This is a genomic window from Marinomonas fungiae, from assembly GCF_001418205.1.
Taxonomy (GTDB): domain Bacteria; phylum Pseudomonadota; class Gammaproteobacteria; order Pseudomonadales; family Marinomonadaceae; genus Marinomonas; species Marinomonas fungiae.
In genome coordinates, this window is record NZ_LIQF01000005.1 from 243,586 (window position 1) to 261,112 (window position 17,527).

General features: G+C 46.3%; 17 protein-coding genes. 12 read left to right on the forward strand and 5 right to left on the reverse strand.

Going from position 1 to position 17,527, the window contains the following annotated elements; genetic code table 11:
• The first annotated feature begins 2 nt into the window (after positions 1-2).
• From ASC49_RS09940 to ASC49_RS09995, 12 genes are all read left to right on the forward strand, one after another.
• Positions 3-767 carry a fumarylacetoacetate hydrolase family protein gene (locus ASC49_RS09940; protein ID WP_055463089.1) on the forward strand — a complete coding sequence of 255 codons (765 nt, stop codon included), beginning with the start codon at positions 3-5 and terminating at the stop codon, positions 765-767.
• 9 nt (positions 768-776) lie between these two features.
• Complete coding sequence (gene hpaH, locus ASC49_RS09945; RefSeq protein ID WP_055463090.1) at positions 777-1,580, forward strand: 2-oxo-hept-4-ene-1,7-dioate hydratase; 804 nt, start codon at positions 777-779, stop codon at positions 1,578-1,580.
• Positions 1,581-1,589: 9 nt separating this feature from the next.
• On the forward strand, positions 1,590-2,396 hold the full coding sequence (gene hpaI, locus ASC49_RS09950) for a 4-hydroxy-2-oxoheptanedioate aldolase (protein WP_055463091.1): 807 nt from the start codon (positions 1,590-1,592) through the stop codon (positions 2,394-2,396).
• Positions 2,397-2,504: 108 nt separating this feature from the next.
• The gene (locus tag ASC49_RS09955) at positions 2,505-3,389 is read left to right on the forward strand and encodes a helix-turn-helix domain-containing protein (RefSeq protein WP_055463092.1); all 885 of its coding nucleotides are present in this window, start codon (positions 2,505-2,507) and stop codon (positions 3,387-3,389) included.
• Positions 3,390-3,495: 106 nt separating this feature from the next.
• Entirely contained in the window at positions 3,496-4,350 is an 855-nt protein-coding gene (gene hpaD / locus ASC49_RS09960; protein WP_055463093.1) for a 3,4-dihydroxyphenylacetate 2,3-dioxygenase, read from the forward strand.
• A gap of 4 nt (positions 4,351-4,354) precedes the next feature.
• The gene (locus ASC49_RS09965; protein ID WP_055463094.1) at positions 4,355-4,780 is read left to right on the forward strand and encodes a GlcG/HbpS family heme-binding protein; all 426 of its coding nucleotides are present in this window, start codon (positions 4,355-4,357) and stop codon (positions 4,778-4,780) included.
• A 35-nt stretch (positions 4,781-4,815) separates the two neighbouring features.
• Positions 4,816-6,246, forward strand: coding sequence for an aldehyde dehydrogenase family protein (locus tag ASC49_RS09970; RefSeq protein WP_055463095.1), 1,431 nt, complete (start codon positions 4,816-4,818; stop codon positions 6,244-6,246).
• Between the two features lie 65 nt (positions 6,247-6,311).
• Complete coding sequence (locus ASC49_RS09975) at positions 6,312-7,496, forward strand: multidrug effflux MFS transporter (protein WP_055463096.1); 1,185 nt, start codon at positions 6,312-6,314, stop codon at positions 7,494-7,496.
• A gap of 136 nt (positions 7,497-7,632) precedes the next feature.
• Positions 7,633-8,595 carry a helix-turn-helix domain-containing protein gene (locus ASC49_RS09980; RefSeq protein WP_055463097.1) on the forward strand — a complete coding sequence of 321 codons (963 nt, stop codon included), beginning with the start codon at positions 7,633-7,635 and terminating at the stop codon, positions 8,593-8,595.
• Positions 8,596-8,689: 94 nt separating this feature from the next.
• Positions 8,690-9,643, forward strand: a complete 954-nt coding sequence (locus ASC49_RS09985) for a SphA family protein (RefSeq protein WP_055463098.1) — start codon at positions 8,690-8,692, stop codon at positions 9,641-9,643.
• 11 nt (positions 9,644-9,654) lie between these two features.
• Entirely contained in the window at positions 9,655-10,875 is a 1,221-nt protein-coding gene (locus ASC49_RS09990; RefSeq protein ID WP_141656825.1) for an MFS transporter, read from the forward strand.
• A gap of 52 nt (positions 10,876-10,927) precedes the next feature.
• Entirely contained in the window at positions 10,928-12,367 is a 1,440-nt protein-coding gene (locus ASC49_RS09995) for an amidase (protein WP_055463100.1), read from the forward strand.
• Between the two features lie 181 nt (positions 12,368-12,548).
• Here ASC49_RS09995 and ASC49_RS10000 read toward each other — a convergent pair whose 3' ends face one another.
• Genes ASC49_RS10000 through ASC49_RS10020 form a run of 5 tightly spaced genes read right to left on the reverse strand, consistent with a single transcriptional unit; the run spans position 12,549 to position 17,494 of the window.
• Complete coding sequence (locus ASC49_RS10000; RefSeq protein ID WP_055463101.1) at positions 12,549-14,030, reverse strand: tripartite tricarboxylate transporter permease; 1,482 nt, start codon at positions 14,028-14,030, stop codon at positions 12,549-12,551.
• Positions 14,031-14,039: 9 nt separating this feature from the next.
• On the reverse strand, positions 14,040-14,567 hold the full coding sequence (locus ASC49_RS10005; protein ID WP_055463102.1) for a hypothetical protein: 528 nt from the start codon (positions 14,565-14,567) through the stop codon (positions 14,040-14,042).
• 1 nt (position 14,568) lies between these two features.
• Entirely contained in the window at positions 14,569-15,069 is a 501-nt protein-coding gene (locus ASC49_RS10010; RefSeq protein WP_055463103.1) for a universal stress protein, read from the reverse strand.
• A 58-nt stretch (positions 15,070-15,127) separates the two neighbouring features.
• Entirely contained in the window at positions 15,128-16,489 is a 1,362-nt protein-coding gene (locus ASC49_RS10015; RefSeq protein WP_055463104.1) for an aldehyde dehydrogenase family protein, read from the reverse strand.
• A 54-nt stretch (positions 16,490-16,543) separates the two neighbouring features.
• On the reverse strand, positions 16,544-17,494 hold the full coding sequence (locus tag ASC49_RS10020; protein ID WP_055463105.1) for a tripartite tricarboxylate transporter substrate binding protein: 951 nt from the start codon (positions 17,492-17,494) through the stop codon (positions 16,544-16,546).
• Between the last annotated feature and the right edge of the window lie 33 nt (positions 17,495-17,527).

The following is a 17,527-nucleotide window of genomic DNA, read 5'->3' on the forward strand; positions in this document are numbered from 1 at the left end:
ACATGAAACATGCTCGCGTAAAAGTAAATGATCAAACCCTAAACGTTACCGTAAATGACAATAATCAAGTCGTAACTGCTTCAGGTGAAGTGCTTGATGCTGGCTCTTTTACCTGGTTGCCACCCTGTGAAGGCAAGATGTTTGTGCTTGCCATTAACTACGCCGATCACGCTGCCGAACTGTCGTTTAAGGCGCCTGATGAACCACTTGTGTTCCTAAAAAACAGCAACACACTTATTGGTCACGAACAAAATACGTACCGTCCAGACAATGTCGACTACATGCACTATGAATGTGAGCTTGTGGTCGTCATTGGTAAAGAAGCTAAAAACGTCTCTAAAGAAGACGCCATGTCTTATGTTGGCGGATACACCGTTGGTAACGATTACGCTATCCGTGATTACCTAGAGAACTACTACCGCCCTAACCTTCGCGTGAAAAGCCGCGACACTTGTACGCCAATTGGCCCTTACATTGTCGACGCGGATCAAATCCAAGATCCACATAATCTAGTACTACGCACTTACATCAATGGCGAGCTAAAGCAAGAAGGCAATACCAAAGACCTTGTGTTTGATATTCCTCACTTGATCTCTTACCTAAGTGAGATCATGACCCTGACACCAGGTGACATGATCTTCACCGGTACACCTGAAGGTCTAGCGGATGTGAAGCCAGGCGACGTTGTTACGACGGAAGTGGAAGGGGTTGGCGTGCTGACAAACACCATCATTTCTGAATCTGAATACCTTGCGAGCTTAAACTAGGAGTCTTTCATGCTTTCAAAAGATATTATCGCTACCTGCGCACAACGCTTGCATGACGCTGAAAAGTCTCGCAAACAGATCCGTCAGATTTCATTGGATTACCCTGACATCACCATTGAAGATGCCTACGCGATTCAGCGTGAATGGTTAGACATTAAACTCAATGAAGGTCGCAAAATCATTGGTCATAAAATCGGTTTAACCTCTCGCGCCATGCAAATGAGTTCGCAGATCGATGAACCCGATTACGGTACATTGTTGGATGACATGCTTTACCACGATGGCTGTGAAATCAATACTGACGATTTTATTGTGCCGCGCATTGAGGTTGAGTTGGCTTTCATCTTGAAAAAACCATTGAAAGGTCCAAATGTCACGATTTTTGATGTCTATGACGCAACCGGTTACGTGGTCCCTGCGCTAGAGCTAATCGATGCGCGTAGCCAATCCATCGATCCAGAAAGTGGCCGCCCTCGTAAAGTGTTTGACACCATTTCAGACAATGCTGCCAACGCTGCCATTATCTTAGGTGGCCGCCCAATCAAAATTGATGAGCTGGATCTACGTTGGGTTTCTGCCATCATGCAACGCAATGGCGTGATTGAAGAAACAGGCGTAGCCGCAGGTGTCCTAAACCACCCAGCGAATGGCGTGGCTTGGTTGGCTAACAAATTGGCACCGTTTGATGTGGAGTTACAACCCGGACAAATTATTCTGGGGGGCTCCTTCACTCGTCCCGTTGCGGCACGCAAAGGCGACACCTTCAATGTCGACTTCGGCACCCTAGGCTCTGTGTCTTGTTACTTTAAATAAGGGTTATGCATGTCTGCTCCTAAAAATACCTTCAAACAGGCCCTTATTAACAAAGAGCCGCAAATCGGTCTTTGGTTAGGCCTTGCCAACAATTACACAGCGGAACTGATTGGTTCCGCTGGGTTTGACTGGCTATTGATAGACGGCGAACACGCTCCGAACACGCTACAAACGATGTTGGGGCAACTACAAGCACTCGCCCCTTTTGCAACACATCCGATTGTGCGCCCAGCTTGGGCGGACGATGTAGCACTCAAGCAAATCCTAGACTTAGGCGTGCAAACAGTTCTGGCACCAATGGTCGACAGTGCAGAGCAAGCCGAGCAAATCGTGCGTGGTACACGTTACCCACCGCAGGGTGTCCGTGGTGTTGGTAGTGCTTTGGCTCGTGCCTCTCAGTTCAACCGTACTCCAGATTACCTGACGACTGCAAACGATGAAATCTGCGTGTTGGTTCAAATTGAGTCGGCGAAAGCGGTACAAGAGCTAGACAATATTCTCGCGCTCGAAGGCGTGGATGGTGTGTTCATCGGCCCAGCGGATTTAAGTGCGTCACTTGGCTACATTGGTCAGCCAAATCACCCAGAAGTGGTCAAAGTCATCGAAGCCAGCATTGCCAAGATCGTTGCCGCAGGCAAAGCTCCGGGCGTACTGATGGCCGACAAAAAACAGGCTCGTCGCTATTTAGACTGTGGCGCGCTATTTGTGGCTGTTGGCAGTGACACGGGCTTGCTGATGACCGCAACAAAAAATTTAGTCAGTGAGTTTAAGCCTGAATTAAACAATGACCTCCAGGGTAATGCATCCGTCTACTAGTTAAACATGCGCTATGGTTTAGAATGGGCCTAAGCGTTCAAGCATCACCCTTTTTTTGCCCAGTTCGCTGGGCATTTTTTTGTTCTAATAGAAGAAATAATAAATACTATGAAGACTGAATGGATACCTAATATCAATATCGGTGAAGACTACGATCTAGCCTATCAAGATGCGACCATTCACTTTGATAAGTTGGGCAAGCTGGCGGATTTTTTTGGGCGTGATATGCCCATGCATCTTCACAGTGAATACTGTCAGTTTCACTTTGTCCAGTCTGGCAAAACACTCTTCAACATCGATCAAAACACCTATCAAACCCAAGGTAAAGCACTGTTTTATACGCCTAGCTCTACGCCACATGCCTTCTGGACAGAGCCTGACGCACCGGGGTTTGTGATCACGATGCACCGCTTAGTGCTTGAGGAAATCATTGAGCAACTGAATATTGACCGAACCACTTTGTATATGCCACTGGTACTCCATTCTGAGCAAACAGATACTCCACAATGGCAAACCATTGAAACTCTCTTCTCTCTCTTGAGGAATGAGTGGCACGAGCAACGTGCTTTGCAGTACCCTGCGATGGTCTCAATTCTAAAACTACTGATCATTACAATGGTGCGCTTATCCGAGTCAAAATCACCTAAGAATCAACATAAGCACACCGAAGTCACCCTATTCCGCAAGTTTAGCCACTTGGTGGAGTCACATTACATTGAGCACCGCAATGTGAGCTTTTATTGCGAACACTTGCATTTGAATGAAAGCAGGCTTCATTACATCTGTAAGAAGATTGCAGGTTCAAGCCCCAAGCAAATTATTAATGGCCGCGTTATTCTGGAAGCAAAACGCTTACTATCCCATACCAATCTGAGTCTGAGTGAGATCAGCTATCATTTAAACATGCTAGAGCCATCGTATTTCTCACGCTTTTTCATGCGCAAAACGGGCCTGTCTCCAACAGATTTTAGAAATCAGCAAAGCAATCAATAGTCTCTTGCCCTAAGTCAAACAACAAACCATCCGTAATTGAAGCAATAAATTCGCCGACATATATTTACTTAACATGTTAATTAAAATACTATTTGAGGTATCAGTTATGGGTAAGTTATCTATTGCGGCAAAAATCACACATGTGCCAACCATGCTGCTTTCCGAACAACCAGGGAACCTTCAAGGTTGTCGGCAAGCCGCCATTGATGGACACAAAGAAATAGCTCGTCGAGCAAAAGAAGCCGGAGTCGACACCATCGTCGTGTTGGATACCCATTGGTTGGTGAACGCTGGGCATCACGTTAATTCGAATGCCAGCTTTAAAGGTGTCTACACCAGCCATGAGTTCCCACATTTTATCCAAGACTTGGAATATGAATACCGTGGCAATCCAGCACTTGGCGATGCCATCGCTGAAAAAGCCACGGCGAAGGGTGTACACATGCTATCGCATCAGGTGGCAACACTAGATTTAGAGTACGGTACCTTAGTCCCCATGCGCTACATGAACGCTGACCATCATTTTGATGTGGTATCGGTCGCGGCATGGTGCACGGTTCATAATTTAGAGGAATCGCGTTTGATTGGCGAAGCGATTTTGGAAGCGATTGAAGCCAGCGATAACAATGTCATGTTGCTTGCTTCAGGGTCGTTGTCCCACAAGATTTGGGAAAACGAACTGTACGCTGCGAATAATGGCACCTTCACCATCTCACGCGAGTTTAACCGCCAAGTAGACTTGCGCGTGTTAGAACTTTGGCAGAAGGGTGATAGCGAAACCTTTTTAGCGATGTTGCCAGAATACGCTCAGTACTGCTGCGGAGAAGGCGGCATGCACGATACCGCAATGTTATTTGGGGCCTTAGGTTGGGACAAATACCAAGGTAAAGCTGAAATCATTACGGATTACTTCCCAAGCTCCGGCACAGGTCAAGTAAACGTAATCTTTCCCATAGAGTAAGTACATGACGACATACGTGACAACTCAGACAAATCTAACCACTCAGGCTGCCATTCAAATGGGAATGGCAGCCATCGATCGCGCTGGAAGCTTAAATATCCATATCAGCCTGACGATTGTGGATACCACGGGGCTACCCCTCGCCAGTTTACGGATGAACCAGTCGCCATTGATCTCGGTGGGCGTAGCGGAGAACAAAGCCTACACCGCCCTCTCATTTCGCCGTCCAACACGAGATTGGCAAACCAGTTTAGCGCACAAACAAACCGTACTGGCTGCCCTACAAAGCGAACCCAAGTTCACTTATTTAGGCGGAGGCCTGCCCGTTGTCATCAACGACGAAGTGGTAGGCGCCATTGGTGTTTCTGGGGGCAGTGAAGATCAGGACATTGACTGTGCGCAGCACGCCATTCAAATCCTACTCGGATAACAACTTTCGGATAAAAACAAAGAGAGACACACGCTATGTTAAAGAAACAGTACCCTTTTTACTTGGCTAGCAAACCTGTATATGCCAATGAAGATCTTGAAGTTCGCAACAAGTATTCTGGCGAACTGATTGCAACCGTTGCGCTGGCTTCGGCGACCGATATCGATAAGGCAATTGCCGCAGCGGATAAAGCACAGCCAGCAATGAAAACATTGCCATCATACAAACGCCAAGCCATTCTTAATCATTGTGTGGCACGCTTTAAAGAACGTTTCGAAGAGCTTGCTGTAGCCTTGTGCCAAGAAGCCGGCAAGCCAATTAAAGACGCTCGTGGTGAAGTGACACGTTTAATCGACACATTCCAGATTGCGGCTGAAGAAGCCACACGTATATATGGTGAAGTAATACCAATGGATATTTCACCTCGTGCGGAAGGCTACCAAGGCCAATGGAAACGCTTCCCAATCGGCCCCTGCTCTTTTATTTCTCCGTTCAACTTCCCGTTGAATCTTGCGGCACATAAAATTGCACCGGCAATCGCAGCTGGCTGTACCTTTATTCTGAAACCTGCTTCGTTAACGCCCATTAGCGCATTGATCGTCGCTGAAATCCTAGCGGAAACAGAACTACCAGAAGGGGCCTTTTCCATCCTACCATGCCGCCGTGACGGTGCTGACTTATTTACCACTGATGAGCGCTTGAAACTGCTAAGCTTCACGGGATCGCCAGATGTAGGTTGGGATCTGAAAAAGAAAGCAGGCAAAAAACCAGTAGTACTCGAACTGGGTGGTAATGCCGCTTGTATCGTAGATGAAGGGACGGATTTAGAGGATGCCGTACAACGTATTATTTTTGGCGCCTACTACCAATCAGGTCAAAGCTGTATCAGCGTTCAACGCATCATGGTACATGAATCCCTATACGACCAAGCGAAAGACAAGCTGGCCATAGCCGTTAGTAACCTTGTGATGGGCGATCCTGCGGATGAACGAACATTCATCGGGCCGATGATCTCGGTAAAAGAAGCAGAACGCCTTCATGACTGGATACTAGAGGCCAAAGCAGCTGGAGCAACCGTATTAGCCGGCGGGAATCGTGACGGCGCTATGCTGGAAGCGACTCTACTGGAGAACGTCACCTCTGATATGACAGTGAATAACCAAGAAGCATTTGGACCCGTTGCTATTTTGTCTAAGTTCTCTGATTTTGATAAAGCCCTAGAAGAAGTCAACAACTCTGATTTTGGCTTACAAGCAGGGATTTTCACTAAAGACATTTACAAAGCCCATAAAGCTTGGGAAGAGCTAGAAGTCGGTGGTGTCGTGATTGGTGATGTACCCTCTTGGCGGGTGGATCACATGCCCTACGGTGGCGTGAAAGACAGTGGCTTAGGCCGTGAAGGCATTCGTTATGCCATCGAAGACATGACCGAATTGAAGCTAATGGTGTTACGTACACCTAAATAAGTCGCTCATTTTTTTTCGCAAAAGCCAACTCTATGTTGGCTTTTTGTTTTAATAAGGAGACCAACATGACTTCTCCCCATTCTCGATGGCTGGTGCCGTTGCTCGGTTATCTCGTTGCTTTTGGCCCACTGTCTATCGATATGTACTTACCTAGTTTGCCTATCATTGCCGCAGACCTAGATTCGAGCCAACAAACGGTTCAGTACAGCATTACCGCATTTCTTGTGGGCATGACCTTTGGCATGCTGCTGTTTGGTCCCCTATCGGACCAATTGGGTCGCAAGAAGTTACTTCTGGCTGGCACCTTTCTTTATGCACTCACCAGTTTAGGTTGCGCCATCGCACAATCCGGCGAATCCCTGATCGCCTATCGCGCTTTCCAATCCATCGGAGCAGCGGCGGCTGCAGTACTTGCCAGAGCGCTGGTACGTGATTACTTTGCTCCGAAGCAAGCCGCTGGCATCTTATCCACCATGCACATCATATCGATGATCGTGATGTTGTTTGCGCCGCTGTTAGGCGCCTATATCGTGGAAATCTTTGATTGGCGTTGGATTTTCTACTTTTTGGCAGCATTTTCAGTGGTCGCCTTTATTGGCATTTTCGCCCTGATTCAAGAGCCAACAAGAGATGTAGCCCATGCACCCAATTTGGAAGCTTACCTTGCTTCCTATGTGGCCTGCTTAAAAGAACCCAAAGTTTGCTTTTTGATACTGACCAATGGCTTTTCATTTGCCGGTATGTTTGCCTTTATCGCCGCTTCTGCGTTTGTCTATATTGAGCATTTCGAATACAGCGAATCCACCTACGGCCTGCTCTTCTCAGCCAATATCGGCGCGATTATCGTCATGACTCTGATCAACAAGAGGATCTTGCATCACTATTCCTCAGAACATGCATTACGGTTTGCCATCTTTGTTTCAGTTTTAGCCACTCTTGGTATGACGACTATTGGAGCAGTTAGCTCGGCTATTGCCCCACTGTTTATGCTATCCAGCATGCTCTACATTAGCGTTACCGGTTCTATTGGTGCCAACTGTTTGGCCAGCTTATTTAACATTATCCCCAACCGAGCGGGAACAGCTGCGGGCTTATTGGTGGCCATGCAATTCGCACTGGGCGCCTTAAGTACTTACATCACAACATTATTGTTTGATGGTACCCCTAACTCGCTACTGCTGATTATGGCGGGATTTGGAGCTCTATCTTTTTGCACATTTACAATTGTTTTGCGTATCCGTACTGCATAGATATGCTTTTTATGAATATGCTGGATGATATTTGTAATATCCAATTTTGGCAGGATTTATCTTGGATTCTTTACAGATCAATGAAATTGAGTGATGTTAGGACGATTGGTTGCTTAACAACCAATCAAGGGGGGATATGTTAGACCTAACCATTACAGATTTAACCGAGGATGTTGTTTATAACGACCAGATCACTTGGGACATTGAAGAGCATGCGGCAGCTCTAAGTAACTGGCAAGTTCAGTATGACCAGATTTCGGCCGGGCGTTTTAAAGGACGTGTCACTGAGTTGCAGCTTGGCAGTATGCAATTGGTGCGTGATAGCGCTAATCAGTCAATCAGAAAAGTGGGCGACTCTTGGGCTGGCGCGCTCAGTTTGAGCTTTCCAGTTAACTCAAATGTTGATTCGTTTTACTGTAACGGACATAGATCTGAGGCGGATTATGCTTTACTTACACCAAATGGTCGCTTACCTGAGGTTCTGACACCAGAAGGATTGGATATCTTCTGCGTGTCCTGCGATATGAATGAGTTGCAGGGCATGTTAGAGCGACAAAACATCATGGTAGATCTAGACCAGAGAATGGAAAACTTTTATCTGTCCCGATTGCCTAGAGGAGCCAGTTTCAAATCTTTTCTTTCATCTGTGCTATCTGGCGAGCACAACACTACGCTACTGAAATATAACAGTATTCAAACTACTGTTAGAGAAAGTGTGTTGTCGTATTTGCTCGATGTGATAGATGACAATAACATCCAATATCTTGATTTTTCGTCTCGCAAGCAACTCGTTGACCGCGCGCGGGAGTATATGCTGTCTCATCTTGAGTCTCCCCCGACTATTATGCAGCTTTGTAGTGAGCTTGGAACCAGCCGACGTAAGCTGCAATACTGTTTTCAAGATACCTTAGGGATCAATCCAGTTGGTTATTTACGTCTAGTAAGGCTTAATGCGGCGCATCGTGATCTTTTAACGGGTGGAAGCTGTGTTCAGGATGTTGCGGCAAAGTGGGGGTTTTTACATCTAAGCCGTTTTGCTGCCGAGTATCGTTCCCTATTTGATGAGCTTCCTTCAGAGACGCTAAAACGTGCTTATTAATATTGCTAATATTGGCTAACGCCTCTTTTTTAGTCGTTGTAATGTGAAATTGTTGACTAACAAAATAATTATATTTTCACATTAGGAGCGATTTATGAAAGAGAGTGTGAGTGTTGTATGTAAATATACAGGCCTAGCTGCCGCTATTTCTTGTTCTTCTTACTTGCTAGCCACCGAAAGCGGCTCCCCTTCTACTTCAGTGGGGGTGTACGATTTCGGAGCGGGCTTCCTCCCACCAGCTACAGAACATGGATCGTTTGCTTCTCGGGCAGCCATCTATAGCGCAGATAAACTTGCTAATGGCAATGGGGACAGCACCCCTGGTCAGGACTTTAGTCTTGATGTGTTTTCGATCTCTGCTGTTTATCTAAAAATGACGGATAAACAACTTCTAGGTGGGCGTTATGGTTACTCTGTTATTGTTCCATTTTTGAAGATGGATGGCAGTCTTTCAGTCTCTGTGCCAGGTGTAGGCACAGTGTTTGAGGATGACGCGGAGTTATTCAGATTAGGGGATATTCAAGCTGTACCCTTTATATTGGGCTGGAACCTAGCCCCTAATTTTGCAGTAAACACTCAGTTTGCTGTTCAAGCGCCAACGGGGGATTACGATAAAGATAGGTTTATATCTCCAAGTATCAACCACTGGGTATTTACGCCTAGTGCGGCCTTCACCTATATCACCCAAAGTGGTTTCGAAATTTCTTCCAATTTTCAGCTCGATATCAGCACTAAAAATGAAGATACCGACTACCAAAATGGCCTTGAATACCGACACGAGTTTGGTTTTGGTCAGCACGTTAACGAATGGACACTTGGCCTAGGCGGTTATTACTACCGACAGCTAACGGACGATAAAACCGGTAGCGATTATACCGGCCAGCCCATTGTAGATGGTAATAAGCTTGAAACTCTCGCGTTGGGACCAGCCATTAGTTACTTCTCTCCAGGCATGCCAAATGTATGGTTCCATGCCTACAAAGAGTTCGACTCAGTTAATCGCAGTGAAGGCTATAACATAGCACTTCGCGTTGCACATTCATTCTAAGGAGGCTGAATATGACAGATCAATTCACTGTTAAAAAAGCCACCGCTGGACGCGAAGGTATTCTGATCGCACTAGGAAGTAGTTTAACCATAATGGGCTCTGTAATGGTCGCCCCCATGCTACCAAAGATGGGGCAAGAGTTTGGCCCAGTGACCCCTGATGCGGGAACGCTATTACCCCTAGCGGTGACTGGCCCGGCGTTGGCAATCGCTTTATTTGCACCCATTGCTGGGTGGATTTCGGACCGTGTCGGACGAAAGGCGATGTTGATTTTGGCTACCTTTTTGTATGCCATTTTGGGTGTTTTGCCTGCTCTCCTCACTGACTTGAATGACATCGTTATTTCACGTTTGTTATTTGGTTGTGCTGAGGCGGTCATTATGACCTGTTGCACTGCATTGATAGCAGACTATTGGCACGGAGAGGAGCGGTTTAAGTTTGTTAATTTCCAAGTGGTCTCCATCGGAATCATTGGCTCAATCTTCTTTGTCCTAGGTGGGGTAATGGGGGAAGAGTCATGGCGTACCCCGTTTTACCTGTACTTAGGGCCACTATTACTTATTCCTTTCATGGTTCGAATTTTATGGGAGCCTAAGAAGAACTCAGGGCATTTGCCGCCAGTTGATCCTAATGCTCATACAGCTTTTGCTCCGCTCATTATTGGTTACCTTATGATTCTAGGTGGCATGGTGCTGAACTTTATCGTCCCAGTGCAAGCACCTGCTTTGTTGGTAGCAATAGGGGTTACATCCACGACTAAAATCGGCCTATCCGCAGGGCTTGGCTTGCTAGCCACTCTTGGCGGATCGTTAACTTGGCCACTATTACGTCGCCTGTTTGGTCTATCAGGCTGCAACGCTTTGTTAATGGCTTTACTTGCTGTAGGACTATGGTTACTGGCCAATGCAGAAACCTATAACCAAGTACTGTTTGCAGTATGTATTCACGGTTTAGGTGCTGGATTAATGGTACCAAACTTGATGGCCTCAGTAATGAACGCTTTACCTGATAGCGTGCGTGGTCGCGGTATTGGTGGTTTCACTTCTGCACTTTATCTCGGGCAATTTATCAGCCCAATCGTCGTGGGAACAATTATCGCGATGACTCAAACAGACCTGCCCAGCGCTATTGTCTATTTAGCGATAGCAAGTGCGGTTGTGGCGGCTATATGGCTCCTTTCCAGATTACTTGGTGGTAAAAGCCAACCTTTAAATAAAGAAAGTGCAGCTTAACAAAAGAGAGCTCATTCAAAACAAACTTTAAACAGATGTTGTAGGTAATATTATGAAAGACATTCATTCGTTAATGGATCAATGCGACGGTATTGCGTTGGCAGAACATGTGAAAAATAAAGAGGTAACGGCGCAAGAGCTTTTGAATGCGAGTATCGAGCGCTTAGAAAAGGTAAACCCTATTATTAATGCTGTAGCGGAAAAGCTGTATGACGCGGCACGTGAAGCGCCGACTACGGAAGGGGCATTTGAGGGCGTGCCTACCTTGGTGAAGGACCTCTTTGCACCAATGAAAGAAGCACGTATGAGTAATGGCTCTTTCTCCCTAGGTAAAGCCCGCCCAGGATTCGATGACTCAGTGGTCTCACGTTTACGTGCTTCCGGTCTGCGTTTTATTGGCACCTCAACGGCTCCCGAATTTGGTATTTCTTATACCACTGAATCGGGACGTTTTGGTGTGACGCGCAACCCTTGGAATCTTGATCATAGTGCGGGGGGGTCTAGTGGTGGCTCCGCAGCAATCGTTGCGGCCCGGGTTGTGCCCTTTGCACATGGTAATGATGGCGGCGGTTCAATCCGTGTGCCTTCCTCTTGCTGTGGCTTGTTTGGTCTAAAGCCGAGTCGAGGATTGGTTCCAAGTGGCCCCTTAGTCGGTGAAGGTTGGGGCGGCATGGGATGTGCTCACGCACTTACTGTCTCTGTACGTGATAGTGCAGCCTTGCTGGATGTCGTCGCAGGTAGCGATCTAGGAGCCCCCTACGCAGCGCCGATACAACAAGATTCTTACCTGAGCTCAATGCAAAAGGAAGTAAAACCACTACGTATTGCGCTGGTCGAAGATGCTGGCCCATGGAGCTTATCTCCAGAAGCGTTGGCTAGCGTAAGGCATACAGCAAAACTATGCGAAAGCTTAGGGCATTCAGTCGAAATCGTGAAGTTTCCTGTAGACCTTCCTTCATTTTTCAGTAGCGCATTCGATGTGATTGCACCAAACACATTAAGCTATGTTCAGTTACTGGGAGATATGCGAGGAGCGCCAGTAAAAGATGAAGAGTTAGAGGCCGGAACCCGTATTATCCTGCGCGAAAGAGGTAATATTAGTGCAGTAAAATACACTCAAGCAATTGAGCATTTCCATCGTCTAGGACGTGAAATGGCGGGCTTTATGCAGCAGTTTGATGTTTTGTTAACACCGACTTTAACACGCGAGCCTCCAAAAATAGGCGATATTCGTATGCTTAATGCGGAGGCGTCGCTCGACGAGTTTATTCATCTTTCTCATGGCTACAGCCCATACACTGCGGTGTTTAATTCAACTGGGCAGCCTGCTATGTCGGTTCCGCTTTATTGGACTCAAAATGAACTGCCACTAGGTTCGCACTTTGTTGGGCGTTTTGGTGAGGAAGCGACATTATTACAACTCGCCGCACAGTTAGAGCAAGCACAACCTTGGGCTCATAAAGTGCCTCCTGTTAACGCTCGATCCGCCTAACCGTCACTCAAGTGACGTGATTATCCCCAATAGTTGGAGTAGCCAACTATTGGGGATTTTTTATTGTGAATATCTGACGAAGCATAAACTAAAAAGCCTGACTTCAATAATATATTGAAGTCAGGCAATAATAATGGCTTGGAAATTAGTCTTAGCGGTTTACTATCAAACGCTTATCTTTTTAAGCAACAGCTTTCTTACGAACTTTGCTAAAAACAAACACGGTGATAGACAACATGGTGAGCATCAATAAGGTAAAAGCAATCGGACGATCTACGAAGATCTCGAAGTTGCCATTGGATACCCCTAATGCCTGACGCATACGATCCAAAAACACAGGGCCTAGTACTAAGCCGAGGATAATTGGCACAGCTGGGATATTGTTGCGCTTCATGATGTAGCCAATGACTGAGAAAAACAACGCAATCAGGGCATCAGTGATCTGATAGTTCTGGCTGTAGGCCCCCAAGAAACCTAGTACAAAAATCAATGCACCAATGAATCGACCACGGATACGAGTGATGTTAACGATGTATTTCGAGGCAAACGTTAAATACACAAACACAAAGATGTTCATAATGAACAAGGAAACGTAAAGACCAGAGATAAACTCTGGATGCTCTGTGAACAAACGCGGTCCGGGGATATAGTTATGCACCATAAATACGGACAATAGCATGGCCATCAACGCATCCGCTGGGATGCCAAACGCCAATAGAGGGATCAAAACCGATGCTGTGACGGCATTGTTTGATGTCTCTGATGCAACAATACCCGCCTCGGCGCCATTGCCAAATTCCTCAGGTTTTTTAGAAAACTTCTGAGCTAAGGTATAAGAGAAAAACTGTGAACCGAACTCCCCTACCCCTGGTAAAAGTCCCATTAAGACTCCAAGAATAGCAGAGCGAATAGCGGTCACCTTATTACGAAGTAAAACCACAAAACCTGAAAAGTGACCTGATCCTTCCAGCTTTGTTTTGAATGAATCACCACTTTTAGTCGACAGCAGGATATACGCCTGAGACATGGCAAATAGCCCAATTACAGCTGGTACTAAAGGCACCCCTGCTAATAAAAATGACTGATCTAGCGTGTACACCTGAGTGCTGTATGAACGATCGATACCAATGGTACCTAAAAACATCCCCAAGCCTATCATCGCCGCCGCTTCAATGGCGTATTCATTGTGTGCCAAGACCACGAAGACCATACCTAACAACGCCAGCATGGCAAATTCCGCGGAGCCAAATAAAGTGGCTACTTGAGACAAAACTGGAGCGAAAAAGACCAACGATAACACCGAAATAATGCCACCAAAAAAAGACGAGGTATAAGCAATCGATAGTGCTTTTTTACCTTCCCCCCTTTTTGCCATGGGGTAACCGTCATAGGTGGTCAATACCGCTACAGGCGTTCCGGGCGTATTCATCAATATGGCTGGAATGGCTCCACCATACCAAGCGCCACCATACACTCCTAACAAAAGCGTGACCCCAAACAACGGCTCCATAGAAAAGGTTAATGGCAGCAGAATCGCCATCACCCCTGCAGGTTCCAGTCCTGGAATAGAGCCAATGGTCACGCCAATTAGCGCGCCAATAATCACTGCCCAAATGACACCGCCACTTAGGACTTCATTAATACCTAAACTAATCAGTTCCATACATCATCTCTACAAGTAACTGTTCATAAACCAAAGGACACCGTCACTAAACAGCGCTTCATAAAGCACAACATCTGGAAACCAAATATTGACCCCAACTCGGAAAATCAACACGATCATGGACACAGCAGCAACGGCACATGCGACCCAAAACCATGACAGCAAACGACTTAACCAGAGTAGTGCTAAGACAAACAACAGCGTGGCCGGGGCAAAACCAATCCAGCCTAAGGCGTAGATGTAAGCAATGAACAACCCACCAGTGATCACCACCACCTGATAGTAAGGTAGATTTTCAATCAGTCCTTGAATAAGGCTAGGTTCGCCTTTTACTGGTTTTAACAAAGTTAGAAGCTTAATAAAGGAGAAAAAGGCCAGAATACTTAAGCCAACTAGCGGTGCGACATAAGGTTGCGTATACCAACCTCGAGCACGTTTTAGTGTCGTGGTATGCTCCGGAAAGCTAACAATCAGGTAACAAGTGATGACTAAAGTCACGATGAAAAACAGTTTAGATTTACGATAAGCTTGATCCATATTATGCCCCAACCTTGACTTGCTTGATGGTATTTGAAATCGGGACAATCAATACGGGGGTTGAAGCACTATGAATAACTTTCTGTGCAGTGGAGCCTAAAAATAACCGGGACAAAGCATTCACTCTTCGATCGCCCATCACGATCATTTGCGCCTCAATTTCTTCGGCCACCTCGACAATCTTTTTCGCGGGTTCGCCAAAGGTTACGATGACCTCTATCTGCTCCGCATCGAATTCAGATTGTTCTAACTCTTCCGCAACAAAGTTATGGATGCGCTGTTTCATGTAGGCACGTATTTCGGTTTTCAGCGATTCTAGATGCTTATCGTGTGCTTTTTTTACTCGAAAGCCGCCCAGTGTTTCATCTTGACCACGGTGAAACTGTTCAGATACATGTAGAAAATAAATTCGTCCTTTGCTTTGGATTGCTTGCTCAATCGCAGCGTGCAATACCACTCGGCTTCCATTTTCCAAATCGGAAGCATAAAGAATATGTTTCATGACTTACCCCATAAAAAAGGCGCAGCTTCACAATGAAGCTGCGCCTTATCTTTATGATTTACTTAGCTCGGTTAACCACTTTTCTAACCGTATACTCAAGTAATCCTTCTTTACCAAATTCAACGCCTAAGCCAGAGTCTTTATTGCCACCAAATGGGATATGCGGCAGGACTTCCGCATGGTTGTTTACCCATACCGTTCCAGAGTCCAATTGCGAAACCACCCAATCCAACTCTTCGCATGGTTCGCCCCAAACCGACCCACCTAATGCAAACTCTTTATGAATCGCATGGGACATGACCTCTTTGACATCATCAAACGGAATGATCGGTAACACTGGACCAAATTGCTCTTCGCACACTACAGAGATCTGATGTTGAGGATTTTTAACCAGTGTCGGCGCAATAAAGTAGCCATTTAACCCTTCTGGTAGCGTCGGCTCAATCACCTCAGCACCAGATGCCTTGGCTTCGTCAATCATGGCTTTCACACTGTTGAACTGCTTCTCATTTTGTACAGGGCCAAAGGTCACACCCGCGTCCATGCCATTACCGACCACTTGTGCCGCTGCGATGTCTGCCAAGGCCTTGGCAAGCTCGTCGTACTTAGAACGATGCACATACAAACGTTTCAAACAGGCACAAGTTTGTCCCATGTTGATGAAAGACGTCATGTAGATCTTTTCGGCAATCTTTTTGATATCGGCGTTTTGCAACACAATACCGGCATCATTGCCACCCAGTTCAAGCGTGACTTTTTTAAGGTCCCCTGCTGCAATTTTCGCTAAATGCTTACCAACAGGTGTGGATCCCGTAAACACAAGTTTCTTGACATCAGGGTGCTGCACCAATGGCTCACCAATCGCTCGACCGCCACCTACAACCACCTGAACTAAGTTTGGGATCGTATGCTTGTTAATGATTTCGGCCAATTTGATGGTATTGATAGGCGTTGTTGAAGCCGGTTTTACCACCACACTACAGCCCGCTTTTAACGCAGGCATGATGTGCCATACTGCAATCATAAGTGGCCAGTTCCATGGCGTAATAGAAGCCACAACCCCGACCGGTAAACGTTGAATTTCAACATAACGCTCAGCACTGTCTTCAATCACTTCTGTTTCAAGTGACAAACTAGCGTTGTATCGAGTCCAACCTGCTGCGCCACCCACTTCAATTTGAGCGATCGCAAGCGGTTTACCTTGTTCTGAAACAACGATTTCCGCCAATTCCGCTGCACAAGCCTCAATCTCATCGGCAATGTTTAGCATGGCTTGGGTACGCTCTTCATCGGATTTGGAGCGCCAAATCTCAAAGGCTTCTTTCGCTGTTTCAACAATGCTGTTTAGCTCAGCCTCCGTTGTTTCCGGGATACTCTTATAAACAGCTTTCGTGGCAGGGTTGATTACATTAATCGTCATGTAGTACACACCATATTATTGTTATGTGGATTTCAAACCGGCTGGAATGACGGGCTATTTATTAGCATCCGCCAGTTTTTTCGCATTTTCGTAATCCAGCTCGATTACTTTCTCTGCATCATCCATATTCGTCCAATACACCCCTGCACCCGTCGTCTCTTGCAGTTTAACGACATCAGGTGATTGCAAGGCGGCTTGAGCAATGGAAGCAATTTTTTCTTTCACTTCTTTTGGCGTACCCTTCTTAACAAACAGACCGTTCCAGAGTGTTTGAGGAATACCCGTCTGCTCGTTTAGCGTTGGCACATCAGGAGCAGTTAATAAGCGATTGAAGGTATAGGAAGTGAGAAGCTTCACTTCGCCAGAATCTAAACAGGGAAGAATTTGTTGTGTGGTTGTATTGGTAATATCCGCATCACCATTCGCTAGTGTTGCGCAGTTCAGCTCATTAAAAGCAGAATCCGATGCGATGTTGATGCCCAACTGTTCAGCCGCTTTGAAAGTTAAGGCTGTGGGTAGGGCTTGGTAACCAAAGTGGCCAAGGGAAATATCATGGGTTTTAGAGTATTCAGCTAGTTCAGCCAGCGTGTTGTAAGGCGCATCGGCTTTGGTTGCCAGTACGAATGGGTAATCAAGAAAGATACCCACTGGCTCAAAATCATCTCTCGAGTAAGGTGCATTGCCGCCTACCACTTGAGAGGTCACAAGGTCCACCACGAAAGAACCGATCACACTGCCATCAGGACGTGACTGAGCGACCGCAGTCGCGCCTAGTACACCGCCACCGCCAGGCTTGTTCACTACACTCGCTGGTACACCTGTTTCTTTAGACATCTCTTCAGCAATTTTACGAGTAAGTACGTCTTCTAGGTCACCTGGAGGCCAAGGCACAATAAAGCGAACTGGGCGATTTGGATATTCGGCCGCGATGGCCGCCGTGGATACAGCACCGATTAGCATGGAGCAGGCAATCGGAGCCAAGATAAGTTTTGCGCTTTTTTTCATTTTTATGCTTCCTTTTGTTTGCGTTACTTAAAA

Bases quoted from the DNA above. Each gene is read 5' to 3' on its own strand.
- hpaH (WP_055463090.1), top strand. From the start codon at position 777: ATGCTTTCAAAAGATATTATCGCTACCTGCGCACAACGCTTGCATGAC.
- ASC49_RS09985 (WP_055463098.1), top strand. From the start codon at position 8,690: ATGAAAGAGAGTGTGAGTGTTGTATGTAAATATACAGGCCTAGCTGCC.
- ASC49_RS09995 (WP_055463100.1), top strand. From the start codon at position 10,928: ATGAAAGACATTCATTCGTTAATGGATCAATGCGACGGTATTGCGTTG.
- ASC49_RS10010 (WP_055463103.1), bottom strand. From the start codon at position 15,069: ATGAAACATATTCTTTATGCTTCCGATTTGGAAAATGGAAGCCGAGTG.
- ASC49_RS10000 (WP_055463101.1), bottom strand. From the start codon at position 14,030: ATGGAACTGATTAGTTTAGGTATTAATGAAGTCCTAAGTGGCGGTGTC.
- ASC49_RS09965 (WP_055463094.1), top strand. From the start codon at position 4,355: ATGACGACATACGTGACAACTCAGACAAATCTAACCACTCAGGCTGCC.
- ASC49_RS09940 (WP_055463089.1), top strand. From the start codon at position 3: ATGAAACATGCTCGCGTAAAAGTAAATGATCAAACCCTAAACGTTACC.
- hpaI (WP_055463091.1), top strand. From the start codon at position 1,590: ATGTCTGCTCCTAAAAATACCTTCAAACAGGCCCTTATTAACAAAGAG.
- ASC49_RS10015 (WP_055463104.1), bottom strand. From the start codon at position 16,489: ATGACGATTAATGTAATCAACCCTGCCACGAAAGCTGTTTATAAGAGT.
- ASC49_RS10020 (WP_055463105.1), bottom strand. From the start codon at position 17,494: ATGAAAAAAAGCGCAAAACTTATCTTGGCTCCGATTGCCTGCTCCATG.
- ASC49_RS10005 (WP_055463102.1), bottom strand. From the start codon at position 14,567: ATGGATCAAGCTTATCGTAAATCTAAACTGTTTTTCATCGTGACTTTA.
- ASC49_RS09955 (WP_055463092.1), top strand. From the start codon at position 2,505: ATGAAGACTGAATGGATACCTAATATCAATATCGGTGAAGACTACGAT.
- ASC49_RS09990 (WP_141656825.1), top strand. From the start codon at position 9,655: ATGACAGATCAATTCACTGTTAAAAAAGCCACCGCTGGACGCGAAGGT.
- hpaD (WP_055463093.1), top strand. From the start codon at position 3,496: ATGGGTAAGTTATCTATTGCGGCAAAAATCACACATGTGCCAACCATG.
- ASC49_RS09980 (WP_055463097.1), top strand. From the start codon at position 7,633: ATGTTAGACCTAACCATTACAGATTTAACCGAGGATGTTGTTTATAAC.
- ASC49_RS09970 (WP_055463095.1), top strand. From the start codon at position 4,816: ATGTTAAAGAAACAGTACCCTTTTTACTTGGCTAGCAAACCTGTATAT.
- ASC49_RS09975 (WP_055463096.1), top strand. From the start codon at position 6,312: ATGACTTCTCCCCATTCTCGATGGCTGGTGCCGTTGCTCGGTTATCTC.